Genomic DNA, 22154 nt, shown 5'->3' with positions numbered 1-22154 from the left:
AAGCAAGCCAACTAGGAAATTGCGATTAGATGCGTTTTTGGCGAATGAGGCCCAAGAGAAGCAAGAGGCATGAAAGACTCAGAATAGGTAGATTTCCCCAAAATACGTAAGGAGTTGTGCCTGAGTAGGCTTGGATCTTCAGGCTGAGCACTCCTTGTGTAAATTCATCGAGTTGTGACAGTACTTTGCCATCTGGCCCGAGCGCTGCCGTGATGCCTGTATTAGTGGCACGTAAGGCTGGAAGGCCAGTCTCTAAGGATCGTAACTGGGATAACCGCAACTGCTGAGCTGGTGCTTGAGAATCCCCAAACCAGGCTAGATTGGTCATGTTGATTAATAGGTTGACGGGTTGACTGCTGTGATGAATGCGGGAGGCTAATTCACCGCCAAAGACATCCTCATAGCAAATCGTAATGGCTGCATGAATCACATCTTTTCCAGAGCGAATAATGCTGAAAGGAGCTTGGTCTAGCTTGCCTCGTGCGAAGTCGCTCATAGGTACGTTAAAAGCATTTACAAACCAATGAAAGCCGGGCGGAATAAATTCTCCAAAAGGCACTAAGTGTGATTTGTCATATTGATAGCTTGCTACCTTGGGAGAGAGTCCAAGCGCACGGTTGGTGTACTGCACTCCAGCAGAATTACCCGCCTCTCCAATTAGGCCAAGTAAGACATTGCTAGAGGTATTAGAAGAAAACTGTTGGAGTGATCCCAATAAGCCAGCAGGCAAATTGCTTTGGGGCCAAGGATAAGCAGTCTCTGGAGTGATGATGAGATCGGCTGATTGACTCTCAATGGCATTGGTATAAAAACTAAATTGCTCTTCAATGGCTTTGGGGTTGAATTTGAGGCTCTGCTCAAAATTACCTTGAATTAAACGAACACTGAGTGGTTCGCCAATTGGTTTTGTGAAAGTCCAGAGGCTAGCAAGTTGCGCAAGGGTAATGGCAGCAATAATGCAGGCACTACTAAATAAGATATTTTTCTTTAGTTGGCTGATTTCCCAGGAGACCCACACCACTAAAAATGTGCATGCCAGACCGCCGAAGAATGGCGCTATTGGTGCGAAGGGGCCATTGAATTGCGCCTCAGCAAATCCCATCCAAGGAAAGCCAGTTAACACTATGCTGCGCAGATATTCAATCATTGCCCAAGAGGCCGCTAGTACCAAACCCGTCAGGCGCCGATGTCTTGTTAGGCAGAGGGAGAAAGAGGCGCCGGAGAAAAATAAAGCCATTCCAGCAGCCAATAAAAATACCGCTGTGCAAGAAAGAACAGCATGCATTCTGCCTATGTCATGCAGGCTAATGTAGATCCACCACAGACCCAGAACAAAGTAGCCTAGTCCAAATAACATACCTAAAAAAAATTGATTTTTAATCGAAGGGCTTAACTGCTGATCCATTCGCCACCAAATTAAACTCAAGATGGGGATCTGTATCCAGCCTCCAAGAGGTAGTTCTGCTACAGCGGCTAGTAAGACTCCAAGAAAAAATAACAGCAATGCATTGGAACTATTACGAAGCCTTGTTGATTGCAAATCAATCAAGATGATTCTCAGGAGGGTTGTTTCGGGAGTTGTCGCGCAAGCAGAATATGAATCTGTCTCGGATCAGCACGCTGAACCTCAAATTCAACCCCGTCAATTTCAATCAGTTCACCCATCTTCGGCACTCGACCAAGATGCTGAATGACTAAACCGGCAACCGTTTCAATACCTTCAACTTCAAATTGCGTACCGAGGGTCTCGTTAAATTGCTCGAGCTCAGTAATTCCTTTCACGCGAATATCACCATTGTCTAAAGAGATCAGGTTATCTGCCTCTTCATCAATATCGTGCTCATCTTCAATGTCGCCAACAATTTGCTCAAGGACGTCTTCAATTGTAATAACGCCAGCGACGCTGCTGTATTCATCGACGACAATGGCTAAGTGATTACGGTTATCTTTAAAGTCTCGTAGCAACACGCTTAAGCGCTTAGATTCAGGAATAAATACGGCAGGACGGAGCCAATCACGCACCTGAAAATCTTTTTCAGTGGAGTGACGCAATAAATCTTTTGCCAGCAGTATGCCAACCACATTGTCACGAGTACCTTCAAATACAGGGAAGCGTGAATGAGCGGCAGTAATCACACTTTTGATGATTTCCGACAAAGGCTGGCTAATGTCAATCCAGTCAATCTGCGCTCTGGGAATCAAAATATCGCGAGCACATAATTGCCCTACTTGGAATACACCCTCAATCATGGAGAGGGCATCTGCATCAATTAAGCCCTCTGTCTGGGCTTCTCTGAGGGTATCAATCAGTTCTTGACGACGTTCAGCTGGGCTGCTTGGCTGTGGCGTTAAAAAATCAGCCAAGCGTTCTAAAAGGGATTTATTGGGGTCAGGCATATAGCAAGAATATCGCAGAAATAAGTAAATTCAATGAAGGAGGCATTAGGGACGCCTTAAATGGGTGCGTAGGGATTAGTAAAGCCCAAGGATGTTAGGAGGACGATTTCTTTGTCTTCCATTTTCTTTGCTTCTTTGTCGCGCTCATGGTCAAGACCTTGGGCGTGTAAGCAGCCATGTATCACTAGATGGGCTAAGTGCGCCCTCATAGGCTTACTTTGCTCTAATGCCTCTTTTTGAATCACGGGGAGGCAAAAAATAATGTCGGCAGTCACAGTCTTCTTGCTGAGCTCGTAGGAAAAAGTGAGGACATTAGTTGCGTAGTCTTTACTACGAAAGGCAAAATTCAGTTTTTTCCCTTCAGCTAAATTAACAAATCGTAAGGTGATCAGACCATTTAAATGAACCGTTGCTTTTACCCATTTTTTGATTGCTGCTGAAGAGGCTAACGCAAAAACTTTTTCTTCAATTGCTGCACTGGCAAACTGAATATCTATCTCTAATTTAGAGGGGGATGATTGCTTGGTAGACATCTTAATAGACTGGCGGAGCAGTGAACTCACTGATGAGATCACCTCGCAGCGTGTAATTGAGTACTTCAGTGATGCGGATGTCCACCATCTGACCGATGAGTAATTCAATATCTGTATCTGGCGCAGTAAAGTGAATTACCCGGTTATTTGCAGCACGACCTTGCAGATTTACACCATCCTTTGCTAAGCCTTCAACAAGAACCCGTTCAGCGCTACCCAACATGTTTTTGCTAATTTGATTTGCTTGAGATTCAACTAGTGCCAGTAAGGTTTGCAGTCGCTTGAGTTTGACCTCATAAGGGGTCTCATCACTGAGATTAGCTGCCGGTGTGCCTGGACGTGCGCTGAAGATAAAGCAAAAGCTATTATCAAAATTGAGTTCTTCAACCATTTTGAGCAGTTTTGCAAAGTCTTCATCGGTTTCGCCAGGAAAGCCCACAATGAAGTCACTAGAGAGCGTCAGGTCGGGCCTCACAGCGCGCATCTTGCGAATAATACTTTTGTACTCAAGGGCGGTATAGCCACGTTTCATTGCAGATAAAACGGAGTCTGATGCATGTTGCACTGGAAGATGTAGGTGACTCACCAGCTTAGGAACTTTTGCGTAGACATCAATCAAGCGCTGAGTAAATTCCTTTGGGTGGCTAGTGGTAAAGCGAATTCTTTCAACGCCTGGTATTTCTGCGATGTATTCAATCAGTAGTGCAAAATCTGCAATCTCTTCCGTATTACCCATTTTGCCAAGATAAGCATTGACGTTTTGACCGAGTAAAACAATTTCTTTCACGCCTTGTGATGCAAGGCCGGCCACTTCTGTTAATACGTCATCAAAGGGACGCGAAACTTCTTCGCCACGAGTGTAAGGAACCACGCAGTAGCTACAGTACTTTGAGCAGCCTTCCATAATAGAGACGTAGGCTGAGCCGCGAGTTTGACGAGAGGCGGGTAGATGATCAAACTTTTCTATTTCTGGAAAAGAGATGTCAACTTGAGGTCTGCCGGTTTCGCGACGTTGTGTAATGAGATCAGATAAGCGATGCAGTGTTTGTGGACCGAAAACCACATCTACATAAGGAGCTCTATTAATAATTTGTTGACCTTCTTGACTGGCAACACAACCGCCAACACCAATCAATAAATCGGGTTTGCTTTTCTTGAGCTCACGCAGGCGTCCTAAGTCAGAAAATACCTTGTCTTCCGCTTTTTCACGAATCGAGCAAGTGTTCAATAGAACCACGTCTGCATCTTCGGGGGTATTAGTCATGACCATGCCTTCATTGGCATGTAGGAGGTCAGCCATCTTGCCCGAGTCGTACTCGTTCATTTGGCAGCCAAAGGTTTTGATATAGAGCTTTTTCATATGCCGTTCTCAGGTTTATAGCTGGGGGCGAAGCTGAGATTTTACGGGATAAATCGCCTAGAGCAGGCGTAGAGCCAGAATCGCAACAATGGTTGGTGGAATAGCGGCTATGAGTAGTAAGCCTGCCGAAACAGCTGCATTTGGGAAGTAACTACGCAAAATAGCCAGTCCAGCAGGGTTAGGAGCATTGGCGATGACTGTGAGGCCGCCGCCTGCTACTGCGCCGCCAACTAAAGCTAACTTGAATTCTGGGGAAGTACCCTGCACTAGTGAGCCTAAGTACGTGAGTGCTGCATTATCGGTAATCGCAGTTAATGCCAGGCTGCCATAGAAAACGGCCGTTGGGCTCATGTTTTCCAGAATTGGCTGTAGCCACCAACCTTGCAGTCCGCCGAGCACTACGAGTCCGGCCAAGAAAAAGCCAACCAATAAAGCCTCGCGCAAAATCAGTGGGTTTTGATGTTTTGGATAAGCCGTGGTGTAGCCAATGAAAAAGAGTAGTAACCACATGAAAATTACTGGGTCATGTGCAAAAGCGACGATACCCAGTAAAAAAAATAGATGAATGACTGTAATGGTGAGTGGAATACGAGTCTGATCTGCTTTGCTGATGGGCTCAATTAATTGCTTGTGAAAGAGCAGCGTTACGATTGTTGCATTAATAAAAATGGCGATCATCGCTTCAAGGCCAAAGTTGGCAAACATAAAAGCGCTACTCCAGCCCCAAGTGGATGCCACCATAAGCACCGGTGGTGCTGCAAAATTAGTTAGCGTGCCACCGATTGAAATATTGACGAACAGCACACCTAGAGTGCCGAACAGTAGTGGGGTTGAGCATTTATGGCGATAGACTAGGTCACGTAATAAGAATGCTGCCAGTGTCATTGCTGCAGGTTCAGTGATTAGCGAGCCTAACAACGGTGTGATGCTGAGGGTCAAGAAATATAGTGTAGGAGCTTGCTTAGTGCGCAAGAGGAGTTGAATTAGCTTGCCGAGTTTGTGTAGCAGCTGAGTGGCAAAATGCAGAATTGGCTTGCTACCAGCGACCACCATGATGGCAAAAACAAATAGCGGCTCGGTGAAGTTGCGTTTGTTGGCGTACTCTTTTGCTATGGCTAGATCATTAGCAAGCCACATAAAAATAATGAGGATGGCCGCCCAAAATCCAAAAACGATTTCTACTTCGCCAAGGAGATGCCATAAGCCAGCGTGCTTTGGGGATTTTTTTGCAAGCGCTTCAAAATACGAAGTACAAAAGGTATGGAGTACTGCAATGGCAAAAATAAGGCTGGCACCAAGCTCGGTAGGGGTAAAGTTCATAAGTACATATTATCAGGGCAGAGTCGATATCACGCTCTTCATAACGACCAAATAAAAGTATTAGTAATTTAGGAGATTTTCATGAAATTGAAATTAGGCTATCAAGAATTAATTGCCAATGCGATGTCACAAATTGAGACCGTTCCATTGGAGCAAGCCCAGCAATTGCTGGATGATCAGAGCACGGTATTTGTAGATATTCGGGACGTGAGGGAGTTAGAACGTGATGGGATGATTCCGAATGCAATTCATGCGCCGCGCGGCATGTTGGAATTTTGGGTTGACCCAGACAGTCCTTATTTCAAGCCGGTTTTTGGTGAGGGCAAGCGTTTAGTGCTCTATTGCGCATCCGCATGGCGCTCTGCCCTGGCAACAGAAACCCTTCAAAAAATGGGAGTGCCCGGTGTTTGTCATCTCGAAGGCGGTTTTAGCGCCTGGAAAAAGGCTGACTTGCCTGTAGCTGAGAAACATTCAAAGCCACCCTCCGTCTAAATTTCTAGAGCTAGGGATCTTGAAATAGATTAAATAAGCCCCACTTATGTGAGGTGATGTTCATTGATTAAGAGGGAAGAGGGAATACGCATGACTGTAGCTAGCAAAGAAACTTTAGGCTTTCAGGCCGAGGTAAAACAACTTTTACAACTGATGATCCATTCCTTATATTCCAATAAGGAAATTTTCCTACGTGAGTTGATCTCGAATGCATCTGATGCTTCAGATAAGCTGCGCTTTGAAGGGATTGAGCATCCCGAGTGGTATGGCGATGATCCTGATTTGAAGATCAAAGTCAGTTTTGATCAGGCTGCCAGAACCGTGACTATTGCTGATAATGGCATCGGTATGAGCCGCGATGAAGCCATTGCAAACTTGGGCACCATTGCCCGCTCGGGTACGAAAGAATTTTTCTCCAAGCTATCCGGCGATCAACAAAAAGATGCCGCATTAATTGGCCAGTTTGGCGTAGGTTTTTATTCAGCATTTATTGTGGCCGACCGCATTACTGTAGAGACGCGTCGTGCTGGTCTGCCGGCGACCGATGGGGTTCGTTGGGAGTCTGATGGTTCTGGCGAATTTACGGTTGAAAGTATTGATCGCCCTCAACGTGGAACATCGATCACGATGCATTTACGTGAAGGTGAGGACGATTTCCTTTCTACCCATAAGCTCAAGTCGATCATACGTAAATACTCTGATCACATCTCTTTGCCGATTCAGATGAATAAAGAAGAGTGGGATGCGGATAAAAAAGAGCAAGTGATTAAAGATGAGCTTGAAAGTATTAACCAGTCAAGTGCTCTATGGGCGCGCTCTAAGGCGGAGATTACTCAAGAGCAGTATGACGAATTTTATAAGCACTTGTCTCACGACTACGAAAATCCATTGTGCTATTCCCTAAATCGGGTTGAAGGCCGTAGTGAATTTACACAACTACTATATGTCCCTGCACGCGCACCATTTGATTTATGGGATCGTAATAAGCGTGGTGGTATTAAGTTGTATGTGAAGCGGGTATTCATCATGGATGATGCCGAGCAATTAATGCCGATGTATCTGCGCTTTGTCACTGGTGTGATTGATTCAACTGATCTGCCTTTAAACGTTTCCCGTGAGATTCTCCAGGAATCACGTGATGTCAAAATCATTCGCGAAAGCTCTACCAAGCGTGTACTCAGCATGTTAGAGGATCTGGCCAATAGCGATGATGAAGCTAAGAAAGAAAAGTACCGCACCTTCTGGACTCAGTTTGGACAAGTGCTCAAAGAAGGTGTTGGTGAAGATCAGCCAAATCAAGAGCGCATCCTAAAGCTCTTGCGTTTTGCAAGTACACAGATGGATTCTGCGGATCAAACTGTTTCCTTGGCTGAATATATTTCACGTATGAAGGAAGGTCAGGACAAGATTTATTACGTGACTGGCGATACTTTTAATGCTGCTAAAAATAGTCCGCATTTAGAAATCTTCCGCAAGAAGGGCGTCGAAGTGTTGCTGCTTACTGATCGAGTGGACGAATGGATGCTTTCTTTCTTTGCTGAGTTTGATGGCAAGCAGATGACCTCAGTAGCCAAGGGTGGTCTTGATCTCGGTAACTTAAGTGACGAGAAAGAAAAGAAGGAGCATGAGGAAACTGAGAAGAATTTCAAGGACTTACTCGATCGCATGAAAGCCGTATTAGAAGACAAGGCGAAAGATGTGCGTGTGACCTTCCGCTTGACTGATTCTCCAGCTTGTTTAGTCTCTGATGAGAACGAGCTTTCTGGAAATTTATTGCGCATGCTTAAAGCGGCGGGCCAGCAAGCGCCAGACACTAAACCTATTTTAGAGATCAATCCAGAGCATCCTTTGCTCCTCAAGTTGAAGTCAGATGATCAGCACTTTGATGAATGGACTCAGGTTTTGTTTGATCAAGCTCTTTTGGCAGAAGGTGGCCAATTGAATGATCCGGCCGCTTATGTAAAGCGTATTAATCAGTTGCTACTGTCTTAAATGACTGAAGTCTTAAAGAAAAACCCGACTTGCATTACGCAGGTCGGGTTTTTTTTGATTTTCTTGCTACTAGAAATATTCAGTATTACTGAGGAGCTTTAGCTGGTTGATTATTTTTTCCAGCGTTATATCCAGAGTTGTACTCAGAAGCCTGCTCTTTTTTGTAGGCATCGTATACGTAACCAGAAGCTGCACCAACTGCTGCGCCACCGACTGCACCCCAGATTGGGTTGCCGTGGAAAATAGCTGTACCAACTGCACCAGCAGCTGCACCGATACTGGCGCCAGATAAAGTACGTTGTTCTGTATTGCTCATATTGGAGCAACCTGCGATTGCTAGAGTTGCGGCAGTAATAGCGATCATTTTTTTCATATCAACTGTTCCTTAGTCTATAGATTGAATTGGCTAAATAATTTGGATTATTTTTTGGCACAAGGGAAGCGTGATGCCAAGAAGCCCAAGAAAACACCTGCTGCTGGTTTGTCAGCAGTTTGTTGGTTGGCTTGCCCAAATTTTACAAATTCACCAATTACTTCATCACGTGACGGCGCTGGTTGCTTTACACAAATATAGGGTTTTGCGCGCTGTGGATGGCGTGTAGCCAAATAGGTATCGTAAATGGCGGTTGTATAGCCTACGCAAAAGCTGCGGGATTCAGGACTTGCTGGCAATTTACAGACGTTAACAAGCTCTTGTGTGCTCAGGACCTGAATTTTTTCTTGAGCCTGGGCTGAGCCAGAAAATGCCCCTAAGGCAGCTAATAGAACTAAAACTTTTTTCATGGGTTCTCCCTTGGGTGTATGTGAATTTGATAATAAACCATATTCAAGGCCTTAAATTGCACTAAATAAGTGCATTAATATCGAAATTCGGTCTTGATATTCCCCATAATGATGCAAAAAATATGGGGAGTTATTTCGGTGGAAACTTTGAAATCAGGCATTGATGTCTTATTTATTTTGCTCGGCGCCATCATGGTTTTGGCTATGCATGCAGGATTTGCATTTCTTGAGCTCGGCACTGTGCGCAAAAAAAACCAAGTTAATGCTTTGGTCAAAATCCTAGTGGACTTTGCAGTATCAACCATTGCCTATTTCTTTATTGGGTATAGCATTGCTTACGGCGTTGATTTTTTCTCAGGCGCTGAAATCTTGGCCGATAAAAATGGCTATGAACTAGTTAAATTCTTTTTCTTACTGACTTTTGCTGCTGCTATTCCGGCAATTATCTCTGGCGGTATTGCGGAGCGTGCAAAGTTCAATCCCCAGCTGATAGCTACTTTTATTCTGGTGGGTTTCATCTACCCCTTCTTTGAAGGTATTGCCTGGAATCAGCATTACGGTATTCAAGCGTGGATTAAGACGCTGACCGGTGAGGAGTTTCATGACTTTGCGGGATCGGTTGTGGTGCATGCGGTCGGTGGTTGGATCGCATTGCCAGCAGTCATTCTCTTGGGTGCTCGTCGCGGTCGCTACACCAAGGATGGCAACGTTGCAGCGCATCCACCATCTAGTATTCCATTCTTGGCATTAGGTGCCTGGATTTTGGCGGTAGGTTGGTTTGGATTTAACGTCATGAGTGCGCAGACTATAGATAAAGTCAGTGGCTTGGTGGCCATGAATTCCCTCATGGCGATGGTTGGCGGTACTTTGGCTGCATGGGTAATCGGTCGCAATGACCCAGGCTTTACTTATAACGGGCCGCTAGCTGGCTTGGTAGCGGTTTGTGCTGGCTCAGATCTAATGCATCCAATGGGCGCCTTAGTAGTTGGTTTAATTGCTGGTGCTCTCTTTGTATATATGTTTACTTTGGTGCAAAATCGCTGGAAGATCGACGATGTGTTGGGCGTCTGGCCACTTCATGGTTTATGCGGTTTATGGGGTGGCTTGGCTGCGGGTATTTTTGGGACAAAAGCACTGGGCGGTCTTGGCGGAGTGACTTTCTTAGGGCAGTTGATTGGAACTGGCTTGGGGGTTGCAATTGCCCTTATTAGTGGTTTTGTAGTTTATGGATTGCTAAAAGTTGCTTTAGGTATCCGCATGTCACAGGAGGAAGAGTACGAAGGTGCCGATTTAAGTATTCACCGGATTTCTTCTACTCCTGATCGTGAGCCTAACTGGTAGGCTGTCATAAATATAGCCATTACCTATAATGGGTCATGGCTATATTTGAACTAGATGGAAATGCTCCTCGCTTAGACGACGGAGCTTGGGTTGCCGAGAGCGCAGAAGTGATTGGTAGAGTCGAGCTTCACAAAAATGCGAGTGTGTGGCCCAAGGTCGTGATCCGTGGCGATAACGATCTGATCCAAATAGGTGAGGGCAGTAATGTTCAAGATGCTTCTATCTTGCATACTGATCCTGGCTATCCCCTCATCCTCGGAAAGTACGTTACTGTTGGACATCAAGTAATGCTCCATGGTTGCCAAATAGGCGATGGTAGCTTGGTGGGCATTGGCGCAGTCATTTTGAACGGAGCCAAAATTGGCAAGAACTGTTTGGTGGGTGCCGGCGCATTAGTCACTGAAGGCAAAGAATTTCCTGATGGCTCGATGATTTTGGGCTCACCCGCTAAGGCAGTGAAGTCACTAACCCCAGAGCAGATTGCGGGTATTGAAGATATTGCTGGTCGTTATGTCAAAAATGCGCAGCGATATCAGCAGACTCTGAAGAAAATTTCCTGATCTAAAAAAGTCCATCAAAATTGTTCTACGTTTTTAATGTTGTCTTTCCGGTATTTGCCCTTATTTTGATTGGCTATGCTTGTGGACGTTCAGGCAAATTAGGTGAGAGTGCATCCATCGAGTTAAATCGCTTTGTCGTTTGGCTTGCGTTGCCTGCGCAGTTATTTAATTTCGCATCGAGTAGTGGTTGGCAAACACTATGGCAGCCTGGCTTTATTACAGCTTTCTTTCTAAGTTGCTTGCTAGTATTTACTTTGGTAATGTTAGTTAGCTGGGTTCGCAAGCGAGATTTGGCAGCAGCTAGTTTTTCAGGTTTAAGTGCGTCTTACTCCAACACGGGATACATGGGTATTCCGCTCTGTGTTTTGGCGCTTGGTCAAGATGGTTTGGCGCCAGCAATTATTGCGACCTTTATTGTCTTTGTGATGTTTGCTATAGCCACAGTACTCATTGAGGTTGGCATACAGTCCCATAAAAAATCCCATGAAATTATTTGGAATGTACTGCAGTCGCTTTGCACTAATCCACTATTGATTGCCCCAGTGGCAGGTTTACTATGGTCATCTACAGATTTGGTTCTATATGACCCATTAGCGCAAGTCATCGCTTTCTTAGCTGCGGCTGCAACGCCTTGCGCATTAGTTTCTATTGGGCTGTTTTTGATACAAAAAGAAAAGTCAGCGTCACAGCAGGTGTGGGGTATTAGCGTCGCAAAACTCATTATTCAGCCGCTAGTCGCTTGGTTGATTGCCGGGCCAATCTTAGGTTTATCGGACTTATGGGTGAGTGCTGTAGTGATACTAGCCGCACTTCCTACTGGTACCGGCCCATTTATGTTGGCTCAATATTACAACGCAGATGGTCGAATTATTTCTCGAGTAGTGCTTTTAACTACAGTGGGATCTTTGTTAACACTGTCTTTATTCCTGTGGTGGAGTAAAGGGGTTTAATCCCTCAGCATCGATTTGCTTTTCCCAAGATGCATCAATAAATGCAGGTAGTGTCATACATTGATGAAATATTTTCATGAGTGTTGGGTAACTCGTCATATCGATCTTTGCACTGAGTGCATTAAAAATTTGCGGCACTAGGCAAATATCAATCAAGCCAGGCTGATCTCCACAAGCAAAACGACCCACTCTCGTATCTACGCTTAATTGCTTTTCCAGGCTTTCTAACCCCAAAATCATCCAATGATGACTCCAGGTATCTTTTGCCTCTGTACTCACGCCCATGGTTTTCATAAGATAGCGCAATACCCTGACATTATTTAGTGGATGAATTTCCATGGCGATATCCATGGCTACTGAACGCACCCACGCTCGATCGATTGCAGTTTGAGGTAGTAGCGGAGGATTTGATCGAACCTCTTCTAGATATTCAATGATGGCAAGTGATTGGTGAATGGTGTGAGAACCATTGGTATAAAGGGGCACTAAGCGATTGGGATTTTTTTTTGCATACTCACCAGCAGTTTGGGCGCCTCCACTTTGAACAATATGAATTGGAATCACCTCATAATCTAGACCCTTTAAATTGAGTGCAATGCGCACCCGAAAGGCTGCCGAGCTACGCCAAAAACTATAAAGCTGAGTTTTCATAACAGTTTCCTTAATGACATTCCCCTGAGTATATTGAGGACTTCATTGATTGGGTGCTATCGGTGATTTAGACTAGATGCTATGGATCAAATTAATTTCTGGATTGGCATCATTGCTACGGTGGCTTTTGCAGTCACTGGTGTACTCGTCATTGCTGATCGGGGCGTTGATCTTTTTGGCGTCATGGTATTGGGTGTGATTACTGCCATTGGTGGCGGAACTCTCCGCGACATCATTTTGGATGTCCCTTCATTTTGGTCGATTGCGCAAATTTACATCTGGGTAGCCTTGGGAGCGTGCGTCGTGACTTTTATAGCGGAATCTTTTTTTACGCAGCCGCAGATTTATCGCTGGATGCTCTATATCGACGGCCTGGGTGCTGCTTTGTTTGGTATTCAGGGTGCTGATAAGGCTTGGAACTTAGGGTTTGGTTTACCAGTTGCCCCGGTGATCTTAGGTGTAGTGACGGCTATCGGTGGTGGCTTGTTGCGGGATATTTTGGCCGGTAGAAAAACTTTACTCATGTCGCATGAGCTATATGCAATCCCCGTCACTTTAGGTTGCTTCATTTATGTTCTGATTCTGAATTTTTCCCCCGAATACACACTCGAAGGATCGGTGCTTTGCATGCTCGCTATTTTTGGATTACGCGCAGCTGCCATCTACTGGGATCTGCGCGTACCCAAATTATTTATTACTAAAACGCGCTAACGGCGCCATCACTGCGGGGATCCCAACCGCCATGCAAGGTACCAGAAGGATCGCGAATGATACAACCAGCGTGGCCAACGGTTTCATCAAAGGCATCGAGCATTTCAATCTCGTGTCCCAGGGCATGCAGTTCTTTAGCAACCCATGGACTAAAGCGCGATTCTAATTTCAAGCTATCACTAGTTTGTCCCCAGGTTCTACCGAGTAACCAGCGTGGGCGACTGATAGCGTCCTGAGGATCAAGTCCATAAGTTGCGGTGCGAGTGAAAACGGCACACTGAGTCTGTGGTTGACCATCGCCACCCATAGTGCCGTAGACCATCGATCGACCATCCTTGAATAAAGCCATCGCCGGGTTCAATGTATGGAATGGTTTGCGATAGGGTTCAAGGTGATTGAGTGTTTTTGGATCCAGAGAAAAGCTGCATCCGCGGTTCTGCCAGTTCACACCAGACTTGGGCAATACGATGCCAGCACCAAACTCGTGATAAATACTTTGAATAAAGGAAACGCAATTTCCATTGCCATCAACCACGCCCATCCAAATTGTATCGGCTGGTCCTTTACCCTGACCCCAAGGCAATGCCTGTTCAGGATCAATATTTTTTGCCAATTTCTTCAAGAATGCAGGAGCTAAGAATGACTGCGCATTTTTTATCATATACGCTGGATCGGTGACAAATTGATCGCGTACCTTAAACGCCTGTTTGGTAGCCTCAACACAGTGATGAACATACTCAGGACTATCGACTTTGAATCGTTTGAGATTGAGTTGATCCAAGATGCCAATGATCATCAAAGATACAACGCCTTGGGTTGGCGGCGTCATGTTGTATACATTGCCTGTGCTGTGCTTGAGCTCAAGCGGGTCAATCAGTTTCGCTTGATGGCGATGAAGGTCAGATAGTCTGAGAGGGCTACCAATCTCTGTAAGCTCTTTTGCGAGTAATTCAGCTAAATCGCCACGATAGTAATCTTCTGTTCCCTTGCGAGAGATTTGCCGCAGGGTTCTTGCAAGACGTTCTTGTTTAAAGATGCTGCCCACTTCAGGGGCTTTGCCATTCACTAAAAATGTCTCTGCAAATCCGGGAATGGGACTTAACTCCACCCTCTTTTTCTCGGTCAAACTTGACTGACTGTGAGTGACCGGGACTCCAGCTTCAGCATAGTGAATAGCATCTGCCAGCAAGCGGGAGAGTGGAAGTCTTCCACCTAAACCTTGTTGTGATAGTTTCTGAGCGGCGCCCCAACCAGAGATGGTGCCTGCAACTGTATTGGCTGCAATGGCACCTCTAAAAGGAATGGCCTTGGTGATTCCACGCTCCGCATACCACTGTTTAGTCGCTAGACCAGCGGCTGCACCACAAGCATCAATGCCACCCATCGCTTTACCGGGAGAGTGAACTACCCAGAAAGAGTCACCACCAATGGAGTTCATGTGGGGGTAAACAACGGCAATGGTCGCTGCTGCTGCAATCATTGCCTCTAATGCATTACCACCTTCACGTAGTACCGCTAATGCCGATTCAGATGCTAGTGAGTGTGGCGCTACCGCCATCCCTCGAATTCCCCATTTTTGTTGCATTACCAAATCCCTTTGACTGCTGTCTCAATAAGTATTGTTATTTATTCTCTCGTAGCTGACGTTCAATGTCAGAGCTGGAGTCTACCGTAATCTCATTTTGCTCTACACCAGCTAATGGATCAACCGATGGACCGCTAGCATCAAAGACAGCAGCAGGTTTATCAACAAAATAGGTCACAGTTTCTGGGATAAAGATAATGATGGCAACCAATATGAGTTGTAAGCCAACCCAAGGTAGCGCCCCATAGTAGATATCCGAACTTTTGAGAGATTTGGGTGCAACCCCACGCAAATAGAACAATGCAAAACCAAATGGCGGATGCATGAACGAAGTTTGCATATTAGCGCCCAGTAGAACGCCGAACCAAATCAGATCAATGCCAAGCTTTTCGGCAACTGGTGCCAATAAAGGGATGATGATGAAGGCAATCTCAAAGTAATCTAGGAAGAAGGCTAAGAAGAATACAAATAAGTTCACCGCAATTAGGAAGCCAACTTGACCACCTGGTAGGCCAGATAGCAGGTTCTCAATCCATAGATCACCATCCACTCCTCTAAATGCAAGTCCAAATACGGTTGAGCCAATCAAGATAAAGATCACCATGGCATTGATGCGCATAGTGGAAGTCATTGCTTCCCAAACCAGTGCTTTTTGCAGACGCTTATTCATCGCTGCCAGAATTAAGGCGCCAACTGAGCCCATTGCGCCACCTTCAGTCGGTGTAGCTAGACCCATCAAAATAGTTCCAAGCACTAAAAAGATCAGGGCAATCGACGGGACAATTCCCCAGAGAATTTTCTTGAGTAACTTCCAATCAATTTTCGGACGAGCTTCTAGTGGTAGTGCTGGTACATCTTGCGGTCTAAAGATCGATAAAAAGAAAATGAACAAGCAAAAGAGCGTTACTTGGATGATAGATGGGCCGATAGCACCGGCATACATATCACCAACAGACTTACCCAATTGGTCTGCCAGCACGATCAATACCAATGATGGAGGAATCAATTGGGTGATCGTGCCAGAGGCTGCGATCACACCAGTTGCTACTCGTGGGTTATAGCCGTAACGCAACATTACTGGTAATGAGATTAATCCCATGGCAATGACGGACGCTGCCACTGTGCCAGTAATAGCACCCAAAATTGCGCCAACAATAATCACTGCATATGCAAGACCGCCACGGATCGGACCAAATAATTGCCCCAAGCCCTCAAGCATATCTTCTGCTAAACCACACTTTTCAAGAATGGCTCCCATAAAGGTGAAGAAGGGGATCGAGAGCAATAGATCATTTGAAAGAATTCCAAAGACCCTGTCTGGCAGTGCTTGCAAAAAGGTGGGCTGGAACATGCCCATCTCAATGCCGATAAAAGAAAAGAATAAGCCAACTGCGCCAAGTGAAAAGGCTGCTGGATACCCAATCAATAAAAATATAATTAAGCCCCCAAACATAATGGGGGCCATCAGATCATGACTAATCATTGCAAAGGTCTTTCGTACTTAGGATCGATTTTGATCACGCCAATAATGGCTGCGTATCGTTTGATAATTTCAGAGAGACCCTGAAGGGTCAGCAAGAAGAAGCCCAGAGTAATGGCACCTCGGACTGGCCAGCGAATCAGGCCGCCAGGATTGCTTGAGGTTTCATTCTGAATAATGGATGTGATGAAAAATTCCCAGGAGTAGTAGCCAATGATGATGGTCACTGGTAGGAAGAAAATAATGCCGCCCCAGAAATCTAACCAAAGACGAACTCTGTTGGGATAGAGCGCATAGAGCACATCTACCCGAACATGTTCATTTAATCGAAACGTAGTGGCGGCACCAAACATCACCATTCCAGCAAACAAATACCACTGCGCTTCTAGCCAGCCATTCGAACTGACATTAAAGCCGTACCGGATCAGCGCATTTGCGGTGCTGACCAGTACGGCAATTAATACCAACCAACTCGCAAAGACACCAAAACGGTCATTTAGGCGATCAACGAAACTTGAAAAAACTAATAATTGTTTTGGCATATCAACTTATCGGTAGGTTCTTATTTGACTGGGTTGCTTAGCATGAAGCTCATGAGCGTTTGCTCTGCAACCTTATTCCACAGCATTTGGTCGTTACGGAACTTCTTCCATGGCTCATAAATTTTCTTGAACGATGGATTTTTGGCAGCCTCTTCTTCATACATCTCGAACGCAGCAGTAGAGGCTGCTTTCATGATCTCAGTTGAGTAAGACTGGAGCTTGACTCCATTCTTGATGAGGCTTTGCAAGGCGATCGGATTTTTGTAATCGTATTCAGCCATCATGTCGATATTGCATTCTGCACATGCGGAGGTAAATGCCTCTTGATATTGCTTAGGCAATTTTTCCCATTCCTTAATATTGACGTACATGGAATACATTGAGCAAGCTTCCCACCATCCTGGGTAGTAGTAGTAAGGCGCAATTTTGTAAAAGCCTAATTTCTCATCGTCATACGGACCAACCCACTCAGCCGCATCGATAACACCTTTTTCTAGGGCGGGGTAAATATCGCCGCCAGCGATTTGCTGAGGGATTGCGCCTAGACGTGACATGACTTCACCACCTAAGCCTGCAATACGCATTTTTAGACCTTTGAGGTCAGCAACTGTTTTGACGGGTTTCTTGAACCAGCCACCCATTTGTGTCCCGGTATTTCCTGCAGGGAAGGAGACGATGTTGTAATCACGCAAGAATTCACGTTGGAGCTTTAAGCCTCCACCCCAATACATCCAGGCATTTTGCTGACGTTGGTTCATGCCGAAAGGTACGGTGGTATCAAACGCAAAGGTTTTATTTTTTCCAACGAAGTAATAGCCAGCCGTATGAGTGCACTCAACAGTACCTTGCTGAACCGCATCTACCGTACCAAATGCGGGAACAATCTCGCCGGCACCAAAAATACGGATTTGAAACTTACCATCAGTCAGTGCGGCAACGCGCTTGGAAATATATTCGCCACCACCGTAAATCGTATCTAAGCTTTTTGGAAAGCTAGAGGCGCAGCGCCATTTCACTTCAGGCATGGACTGCGCAATTGCAGGAGCTGCTAGTACACCAGCAGCTGCGCCCATTGCAGTTTTGCTTAAAAAGTCACGTCTTTTCATTTGTATAGCTCCTTAATTAGTTATCTTTTTAGTGCGCTGCCAGATACTGACCGCTAATGCCATTAAATCGGGATACCCTTAGGTGCTCATTTACATTTGCACCTAAATTGGGCGGCTTGCAATATCTTGGTGCAAACACCTGCTTAGAGAATGCATCGAATGCGTTGCAACAAATCCACATTTATGGGGAAAACCCCGATCCAATTTGATGGGGAATTACCCTAAGTAGTGGATTTCTTTGATTTTTTTCAAAGCATAATCGCCTAGTTGTTTTTTATTTAATAAAAATAGTTAGGAGCTACTGATGTCAACATCAACTAAAGCAGCCCCAATGACCGCTGAAGAACGCAAAGTTATTTTTGCTTCCTCTTTAGGTACGGTTTTTGAGTGGTACGACTTTTATCTTTACGGTTCATTGGCTGCTGTTATTGCCAAGCAATTCTTCTCTGGCTTAGATGCTGGCTCGGCCTTCATTTTTGCTTTGTTAGCTTTTGCTGCCGGCTTTATCGTTCGCCCATTCGGCGCGCTGGTATTCGGTCGTTTAGGCGATTTGATTGGTCGTAAGTACACCTTCTTAGTAACGATTCTATTGATGGGTGGTGCAACCTTCATCGTGGGTATTTTGCCTAACTACGCATCTATCGGCGTTGCTGCTCCTGTGATCTTGATCGCATTGCGCATGCTGCAAGGTTTGGCTTTGGGTGGTGAGTACGGCGGTGCTGCCACTTATGTGGCGGAGCATGCTCCTCACGGTAAACGTGGCGCATACACATCTTGGATCCAAACAACAGCTACTCTTGGCTTGTTCCTGTCCTTGTTAGTGATTTTGTTCACACGTGAATTTACTGGCGCAGACTTTGATGTCTGGGGTTGGCGTATTCCTTTCATCGCTTCTATCGCATTGTTGGCTGTTTCTGTTTACATTCGTTTGTCGATGAACGAATCACCAGCTTTCAAGAAGATGAAAGATGAAGGCAAGTTGTCTAAAGCACCTTTGACAGAATCATTCGGTCAATGGAAGAACTTAAAGATTGTGATCTTGGCATTGTTTGGTCTGGTTGCAGGTCAAGCGGTAGTTTGGTACACAGGTCAGTTCTATGCTTTGTTCTACCTCACTCAAGTATTGAAGGTAGATCCTAAGACTGCAAACTTATTGATTGCTGCTTCATTGGTAATCGGTACACCATTCTTTGTGGTTTTCGGTAGCTTGTCAGACAAGATTGGCCGTAAGGTCATCATCATGGGTGGTTTGTTACTCGCCATCATTCTGTACATCCCGAACACACCGGTTTCCTTGTTTAACGGCTTAACCCACTTTGCTAACCCAGCATTAGAAAAGGCAATGGTGACTGCACCAGCAAGCATTACTGCTGATGTGAACGAATGTACTTTCCAGTTCAACCCAACAGGTACTGCGAAGTTCACGAGTTCTTGCGACATTGCAAAGCAGGTGATGGCTTCTAACTCTGCAAGCTACACAACTATCCCTGGTCCAGCCGGTGGTATCGCTGTTGTGAAGATTGGCGAGGTAGAGATTCAAGGCTATTCTGCCAAAGGTATGGCTCCAGCCGATGCGAAAGCAAAAGATGCTGAGTTCAAGAAAGCCATTCGTGAGGCATTGAACGCGGCTGGTTACCCTGCAAAAGCTGATCCTGCTGCCATGAATCTTCCTGCAATTCTTGGACTCTTGGTGATCTTGGTGATTTTGGTAACCATGGTATATGGTCCAATCGCAGCGATGTTGGTTGAGATGTTCCCAACCCGCATTCGTTACACCTCAATGTCTTTGCCATACCATATTGGTAACGGTTGGTTCGGCGGCTTATTGCCAACGATCTCCTTTGCCTTGGTTGCGCAAAACGGTAATATTTACTACGGTCTCTGGTACCCAATCATCATCGCCGCGATGACATTGGTAATTGGTGTTCTGTTTGTTAAAGAAACTAAAGACGTAGATATTTACGCCAAAGACTAAGTTTTATTAGTCCGTCTCAAAAACTAAACCCGACCACGCTGTGGTCGGGTTTTTTTATTGCCAAAAATCAATCACGGCGATTAATCCCAAAGATTTTTTTGATTGCCCCGATTAAAGAGGGCTTGATTTTGATCCGCAATGGATGTCAGTCTTTGACCTGGCAGGACCGTAATCTCGGCACCAGCTGCCAGTACGCCAGTTTGATTGACGCGTAGATACCATCCACTAAAGCCCGATTGCAACATGGCTTTGGCAGCGCCCTTATATTTCATCTTCGCGTTGAACTTAAAGCAGGGTTCGCGTAGCTTGACTACAGTAAATTGAAGGGTGCCAATGTACATTTGATCCCCAACAAATATCTCGTTTTCTAGCAAGCCTTCAATCGTGAAGTTTTCACCCAAAGCACCCAGGGGGAGATTGACTGATTTTTTAGTTTCGTGGGAAAGTAGTTCGTTCCAAAAGGCATAGTGCTCCATTGGATAAACGTAAATTGCTTTTTCAATGCCGCCGTGCACTGATGGATCGGCTTGCTCATCGCCCACAACACCAAGTCGAGTAATTTCTATAGGGGCAGGGGAGACGATATTACTGATCGATTTTTTTTCGATAGCCGAGGCTACGGTGGAGTAATTTGGGTGATGAGACGCAAAGAGCGGCAGCACTTTGCCGGTGGATATAGAGAGAAGTCGCATAAGTGTTTTGGCTGATAAGATGAAATGAACTCAGAAAGTAAATGATGCCTTTGTATAGATTATTCATAGTAGCAATTCTTTGGGTGCTTACCAGCCAGATAGCACTCGCTAAGTGGGATGAGGAGTGGGATGTCACCACTAATGGCAAAGATGAATTGGTCTACTATTACAAGATAAATGACCTGGGGCAAAAGCTGGTCTTAGATAAGTATGTCAAGCGCCTGATTTTTATTCAGCCTGACCGCCTATATAAGCGCACTATTCGACTGATCAAAGTGGATGGGCAATCCATTGAGGTAATGAGCGACCCTTTTTCACGCTTTCCAGAGCAAACGGCGATTACTTTTGAAAACAAAGATGAGGTCTTAAAGAAACTCTTTTTATCCAAAAAAATTGAAGTTTTCGTACGCTATAACCGGGATGAGGCGGTGAGCGTCTTTCAGATTAAGTAAGACCGCATCTTTTTATTAGTGGTAATTATGCTGGGGGTTTTCCTGATATACATATTTAGTAATGGGATTACGATAACTTATCTTTTTAAAGGGGTTGGGCATGTCAAATCAAGAAAACGATCTTCTTAGTCGACGTAATGCGATTAAGTTTGGTTTTGCATCACTCTCCACGGCGGGCATGGTTACCGCTGCTCAAGCTCACAAGTCGGGTGACTCAATCCAGACCCCTTTTGTAGTTGCGCAAACACTGATACCCATTGCGGGGAGTGACGCTGAATTTCCTGTACGTCGTATTTACTGTATCGGTAGAAATTATGCAGCCCATGCACGTGAGATGGGATCTGACCCTACTCGGGAGCCACCATTCTTTTTTCAGAAGCCAACAGATGCCATTCAGTTCGTAGCGCCTAATAAGCTAGTGGATCATCCCTATCCATCGCTGACTAAAAACTATCACTACGAGGTTGAGTTGGTTGCAGCTCTCAACAAGGGTGGAAAAAATATTTCTGTAGAGAAGGCGCTGGAGCATGTCTTTGGGTACGCTTTGGGTTTAGATATGACGCGCCGTGATTTACAACGCTTTATGGGTGACCAGAAAAAGCCCTGGGAAATTGGTAAATCTTTTGATTACTCTGCCCCTATTGGACCGATTTTTCGGGTGGGTCAGGTGAGCCACTTTACTAAAGGCACAATTTCACTTTCTGTAAACGGTGTTGTGAAACAGAAGGCCAATTTAGATCAAATGATTTGGTCGGTAGCAGAGCAAATTGCCAAGCTATCCGAGGCGAATGAATTATTTCCCGGCGATATCATTTATTCTGGCACCCCTGAGAATGTTGGGCCAGTGATTCGTGGAGATGTTATTCGATGCGCTATCGATAATTTGCCGGATTTAAGCATTAAGATCGTTTGATAATCTATGTTTATCAGTTCAAAGTAGATTAATTGAGCATTCTGACCAAATAAGCTAAAATCTGACCTTCGGCGATTTAGCTCAGTTGGTTAGAGCGATGGAATCATAATCCACAGGTCCGGGGTTCGAATCCCTGAATCGCCACCAAACATAAGGGTCTGGAGTCTTTTTCAGATTAAAAGTATCTAAGTGACGAGTTAGGTACTTTTTTCAAGATCCATCAAGAAACCCGTAGATTCAAGGTCTACGGGTTTTTTCTTGTCTGTTCACACTTAGAACTGGTTGATTTCTCCTCCGTACCTTGTACCTTCCTAGTTCC

The 22154-nt window shown here is 45.2% G+C and carries 22 protein-coding genes and 1 tRNA gene; 10 read left to right on the top strand and 13 right to left on the bottom strand.

Annotation, left to right across the window (positions count from 1 at the left end; all coding sequences use genetic code 11):
- Nucleotides 1-25: 25 nt before the first annotated feature.
- The 5 genes from lnt to ICV89_RS09725 are packed head-to-tail and all read right to left on the bottom strand — an operon-like array spanning nucleotide 26 to nucleotide 5610.
- Nucleotides 26-1549, bottom strand: coding sequence for an apolipoprotein N-acyltransferase (lnt, locus tag ICV89_RS09745; RefSeq protein WP_251370835.1), 1524 nt, complete (start codon nucleotides 1547-1549; stop codon nucleotides 26-28).
- Nucleotides 1550-1557: 8 nt separating this feature from the next.
- Nucleotides 1558-2397 carry an HlyC/CorC family transporter gene (locus tag ICV89_RS09740; RefSeq protein ID WP_215308455.1) on the bottom strand — a complete coding sequence of 280 codons (840 nt, stop codon included), beginning with the start codon at nucleotides 2395-2397 and terminating at the stop codon, nucleotides 1558-1560.
- A 56-nt stretch (nucleotides 2398-2453) separates the two neighbouring features.
- Complete coding sequence (gene ybeY, locus ICV89_RS09735; RefSeq protein ID WP_215308454.1) at nucleotides 2454-2930, bottom strand: rRNA maturation RNase YbeY; 477 nt, start codon at nucleotides 2928-2930, stop codon at nucleotides 2454-2456.
- A 1-nt stretch (nucleotide 2931) separates the two neighbouring features.
- On the bottom strand, nucleotides 2932-4290 hold the full coding sequence (gene miaB / locus ICV89_RS09730) for a tRNA (N6-isopentenyl adenosine(37)-C2)-methylthiotransferase MiaB (RefSeq protein ID WP_215308453.1): 1359 nt from the start codon (nucleotides 4288-4290) through the stop codon (nucleotides 2932-2934).
- A 57-nt stretch (nucleotides 4291-4347) separates the two neighbouring features.
- Nucleotides 4348-5610 carry a putative Na+/H+ antiporter gene (locus tag ICV89_RS09725; protein WP_215308452.1) on the bottom strand — a complete coding sequence of 421 codons (1263 nt, stop codon included), beginning with the start codon at nucleotides 5608-5610 and terminating at the stop codon, nucleotides 4348-4350.
- Between the two features lie 81 nt (nucleotides 5611-5691).
- Here ICV89_RS09725 and ICV89_RS09720 point away from each other — a divergent pair, with 81 nt between their 5' ends.
- Together ICV89_RS09720 and htpG are read left to right on the top strand one after the other, a co-directional pair.
- Nucleotides 5692-6102, top strand: coding sequence for a rhodanese-like domain-containing protein (locus ICV89_RS09720; RefSeq protein WP_215308451.1), 411 nt, complete (start codon nucleotides 5692-5694; stop codon nucleotides 6100-6102).
- Between the two features lie 90 nt (nucleotides 6103-6192).
- Complete coding sequence (gene htpG, locus ICV89_RS09715; protein WP_215308450.1) at nucleotides 6193-8094, top strand: molecular chaperone HtpG; 1902 nt, start codon at nucleotides 6193-6195, stop codon at nucleotides 8092-8094.
- Between the two features lie 85 nt (nucleotides 8095-8179).
- On the opposite strand, the gene ICV89_RS09710 is transcribed toward htpG, so the two are convergent.
- Both ICV89_RS09710 and ICV89_RS09705 read right to left on the bottom strand, forming a co-directional pair.
- On the bottom strand, nucleotides 8180-8467 hold the full coding sequence (locus tag ICV89_RS09710) for a glycine zipper domain-containing protein (protein ID WP_215308449.1): 288 nt from the start codon (nucleotides 8465-8467) through the stop codon (nucleotides 8180-8182).
- 47 nt (nucleotides 8468-8514) lie between these two features.
- On the bottom strand, nucleotides 8515-8877 hold the full coding sequence (locus ICV89_RS09705) for a Rap1a/Tai family immunity protein (RefSeq protein ID WP_215308448.1): 363 nt from the start codon (nucleotides 8875-8877) through the stop codon (nucleotides 8515-8517).
- Nucleotides 8878-9015: 138 nt separating this feature from the next.
- Here ICV89_RS09705 and ICV89_RS09700 point away from each other — a divergent pair, with 138 nt between their 5' ends.
- The 3 genes from ICV89_RS09700 to ICV89_RS09690 are packed head-to-tail and all read left to right on the top strand — an operon-like array spanning nucleotide 9016 to nucleotide 11728.
- The gene (locus ICV89_RS09700) at nucleotides 9016-10218 is read left to right on the top strand and encodes an ammonium transporter (protein ID WP_215308447.1); all 1203 of its coding nucleotides are present in this window, start codon (nucleotides 9016-9018) and stop codon (nucleotides 10216-10218) included.
- Nucleotides 10219-10253: 35 nt separating this feature from the next.
- Nucleotides 10254-10778 carry a gamma carbonic anhydrase family protein gene (locus ICV89_RS09695; protein ID WP_215308446.1) on the top strand — a complete coding sequence of 175 codons (525 nt, stop codon included), beginning with the start codon at nucleotides 10254-10256 and terminating at the stop codon, nucleotides 10776-10778.
- 20 nt (nucleotides 10779-10798) lie between these two features.
- Nucleotides 10799-11728 (top strand): AEC family transporter, encoded by a 930-nt coding sequence (locus tag ICV89_RS09690; protein WP_215308445.1) that lies wholly within the window; start codon nucleotides 10799-10801, stop codon nucleotides 11726-11728.
- On the opposite strand, the gene maiA is transcribed toward ICV89_RS09690, so the two are convergent.
- A complete protein-coding gene (maiA, locus tag ICV89_RS09685) occupies nucleotides 11699-12379 on the bottom strand; it encodes a maleylacetoacetate isomerase (RefSeq protein ID WP_215308444.1) in 681 nt (226 codons plus the stop codon). The two genes, ICV89_RS09690 and maiA, sit on opposite strands and share 30 nt — an antisense overlap.
- Before the next feature lie 81 nt (nucleotides 12380-12460).
- On the opposite strand from maiA, the gene ICV89_RS09680 reads away from it, so the two are divergent.
- Nucleotides 12461-13090: a trimeric intracellular cation channel family protein gene (locus ICV89_RS09680; protein ID WP_215308443.1), complete on the top strand. Its 630-nt coding sequence runs from the start codon at nucleotides 12461-12463 to the stop codon at nucleotides 13088-13090.
- Here the strand turns inward: ICV89_RS09680 and ICV89_RS09675 are convergent.
- Genes ICV89_RS09675 through ICV89_RS09660 form a run of 4 tightly spaced genes read right to left on the bottom strand, consistent with a single transcriptional unit; the run spans nucleotide 13077 to nucleotide 17803 of the window.
- Nucleotides 13077-14675, bottom strand: a complete 1599-nt coding sequence (locus tag ICV89_RS09675) for a gamma-glutamyltransferase family protein (RefSeq protein ID WP_215308442.1) — start codon at nucleotides 14673-14675, stop codon at nucleotides 13077-13079. The genes ICV89_RS09680 and ICV89_RS09675 overlap by 14 nt on opposite strands.
- Nucleotides 14676-14712: 37 nt before the next feature.
- Nucleotides 14713-16158, bottom strand: a complete 1446-nt coding sequence (locus ICV89_RS09670; RefSeq protein ID WP_215308441.1) for a TRAP transporter large permease subunit — start codon at nucleotides 16156-16158, stop codon at nucleotides 14713-14715.
- Nucleotides 16155-16697, bottom strand: a complete 543-nt coding sequence (locus ICV89_RS09665; RefSeq protein ID WP_215308440.1) for a TRAP transporter small permease subunit — start codon at nucleotides 16695-16697, stop codon at nucleotides 16155-16157. Before ICV89_RS09665 ends, ICV89_RS09670 begins: the two co-directional genes overlap by 4 nt.
- Nucleotides 16698-16717: 20 nt before the next feature.
- Complete coding sequence (locus ICV89_RS09660; protein WP_215308439.1) at nucleotides 16718-17803, bottom strand: TRAP transporter substrate-binding protein; 1086 nt, start codon at nucleotides 17801-17803, stop codon at nucleotides 16718-16720.
- Nucleotides 17804-18107: 304 nt separating this feature from the next.
- Here ICV89_RS09660 and ICV89_RS09655 point away from each other — a divergent pair, with 304 nt between their 5' ends.
- Nucleotides 18108-19778, top strand: a complete 1671-nt coding sequence (locus ICV89_RS09655; protein WP_215308438.1) for an MFS transporter — start codon at nucleotides 18108-18110, stop codon at nucleotides 19776-19778.
- Nucleotides 19779-19858: 80 nt separating this feature from the next.
- Here ICV89_RS09655 and ICV89_RS09650 read toward each other — a convergent pair whose 3' ends face one another.
- Nucleotides 19859-20470 (bottom strand): MOSC domain-containing protein, encoded by a 612-nt coding sequence (locus ICV89_RS09650; RefSeq protein ID WP_215308437.1) that lies wholly within the window; start codon nucleotides 20468-20470, stop codon nucleotides 19859-19861.
- Between the two features lie 41 nt (nucleotides 20471-20511).
- Here ICV89_RS09650 and ICV89_RS09645 point away from each other — a divergent pair, with 41 nt between their 5' ends.
- From ICV89_RS09645 to ICV89_RS09635, 3 genes are all read left to right on the top strand, one after another.
- Entirely contained in the window at nucleotides 20512-20922 is a 411-nt protein-coding gene (locus tag ICV89_RS09645) for a hypothetical protein (RefSeq protein ID WP_215308436.1), read from the top strand.
- Between the two features lie 178 nt (nucleotides 20923-21100).
- On the top strand, nucleotides 21101-21835 hold the full coding sequence (locus tag ICV89_RS09640; RefSeq protein ID WP_215310391.1) for a fumarylacetoacetate hydrolase family protein: 735 nt from the start codon (nucleotides 21101-21103) through the stop codon (nucleotides 21833-21835).
- Nucleotides 21836-21905: 70 nt separating this feature from the next.
- Nucleotides 21906-21982 (top strand) — tRNA-Met (locus ICV89_RS09635).
- Nucleotides 21983-22154 lie beyond the last annotated feature (172 nt).

The sequence above is a fragment of the Polynucleobacter sp. Adler-ghost genome, assembly GCF_018688495.1.
In the GTDB taxonomy this organism is placed as follows: domain Bacteria; phylum Pseudomonadota; class Gammaproteobacteria; order Burkholderiales; family Burkholderiaceae; genus Polynucleobacter.
This window is presented reverse-complemented; position numbering and strand designations above follow the sequence as displayed.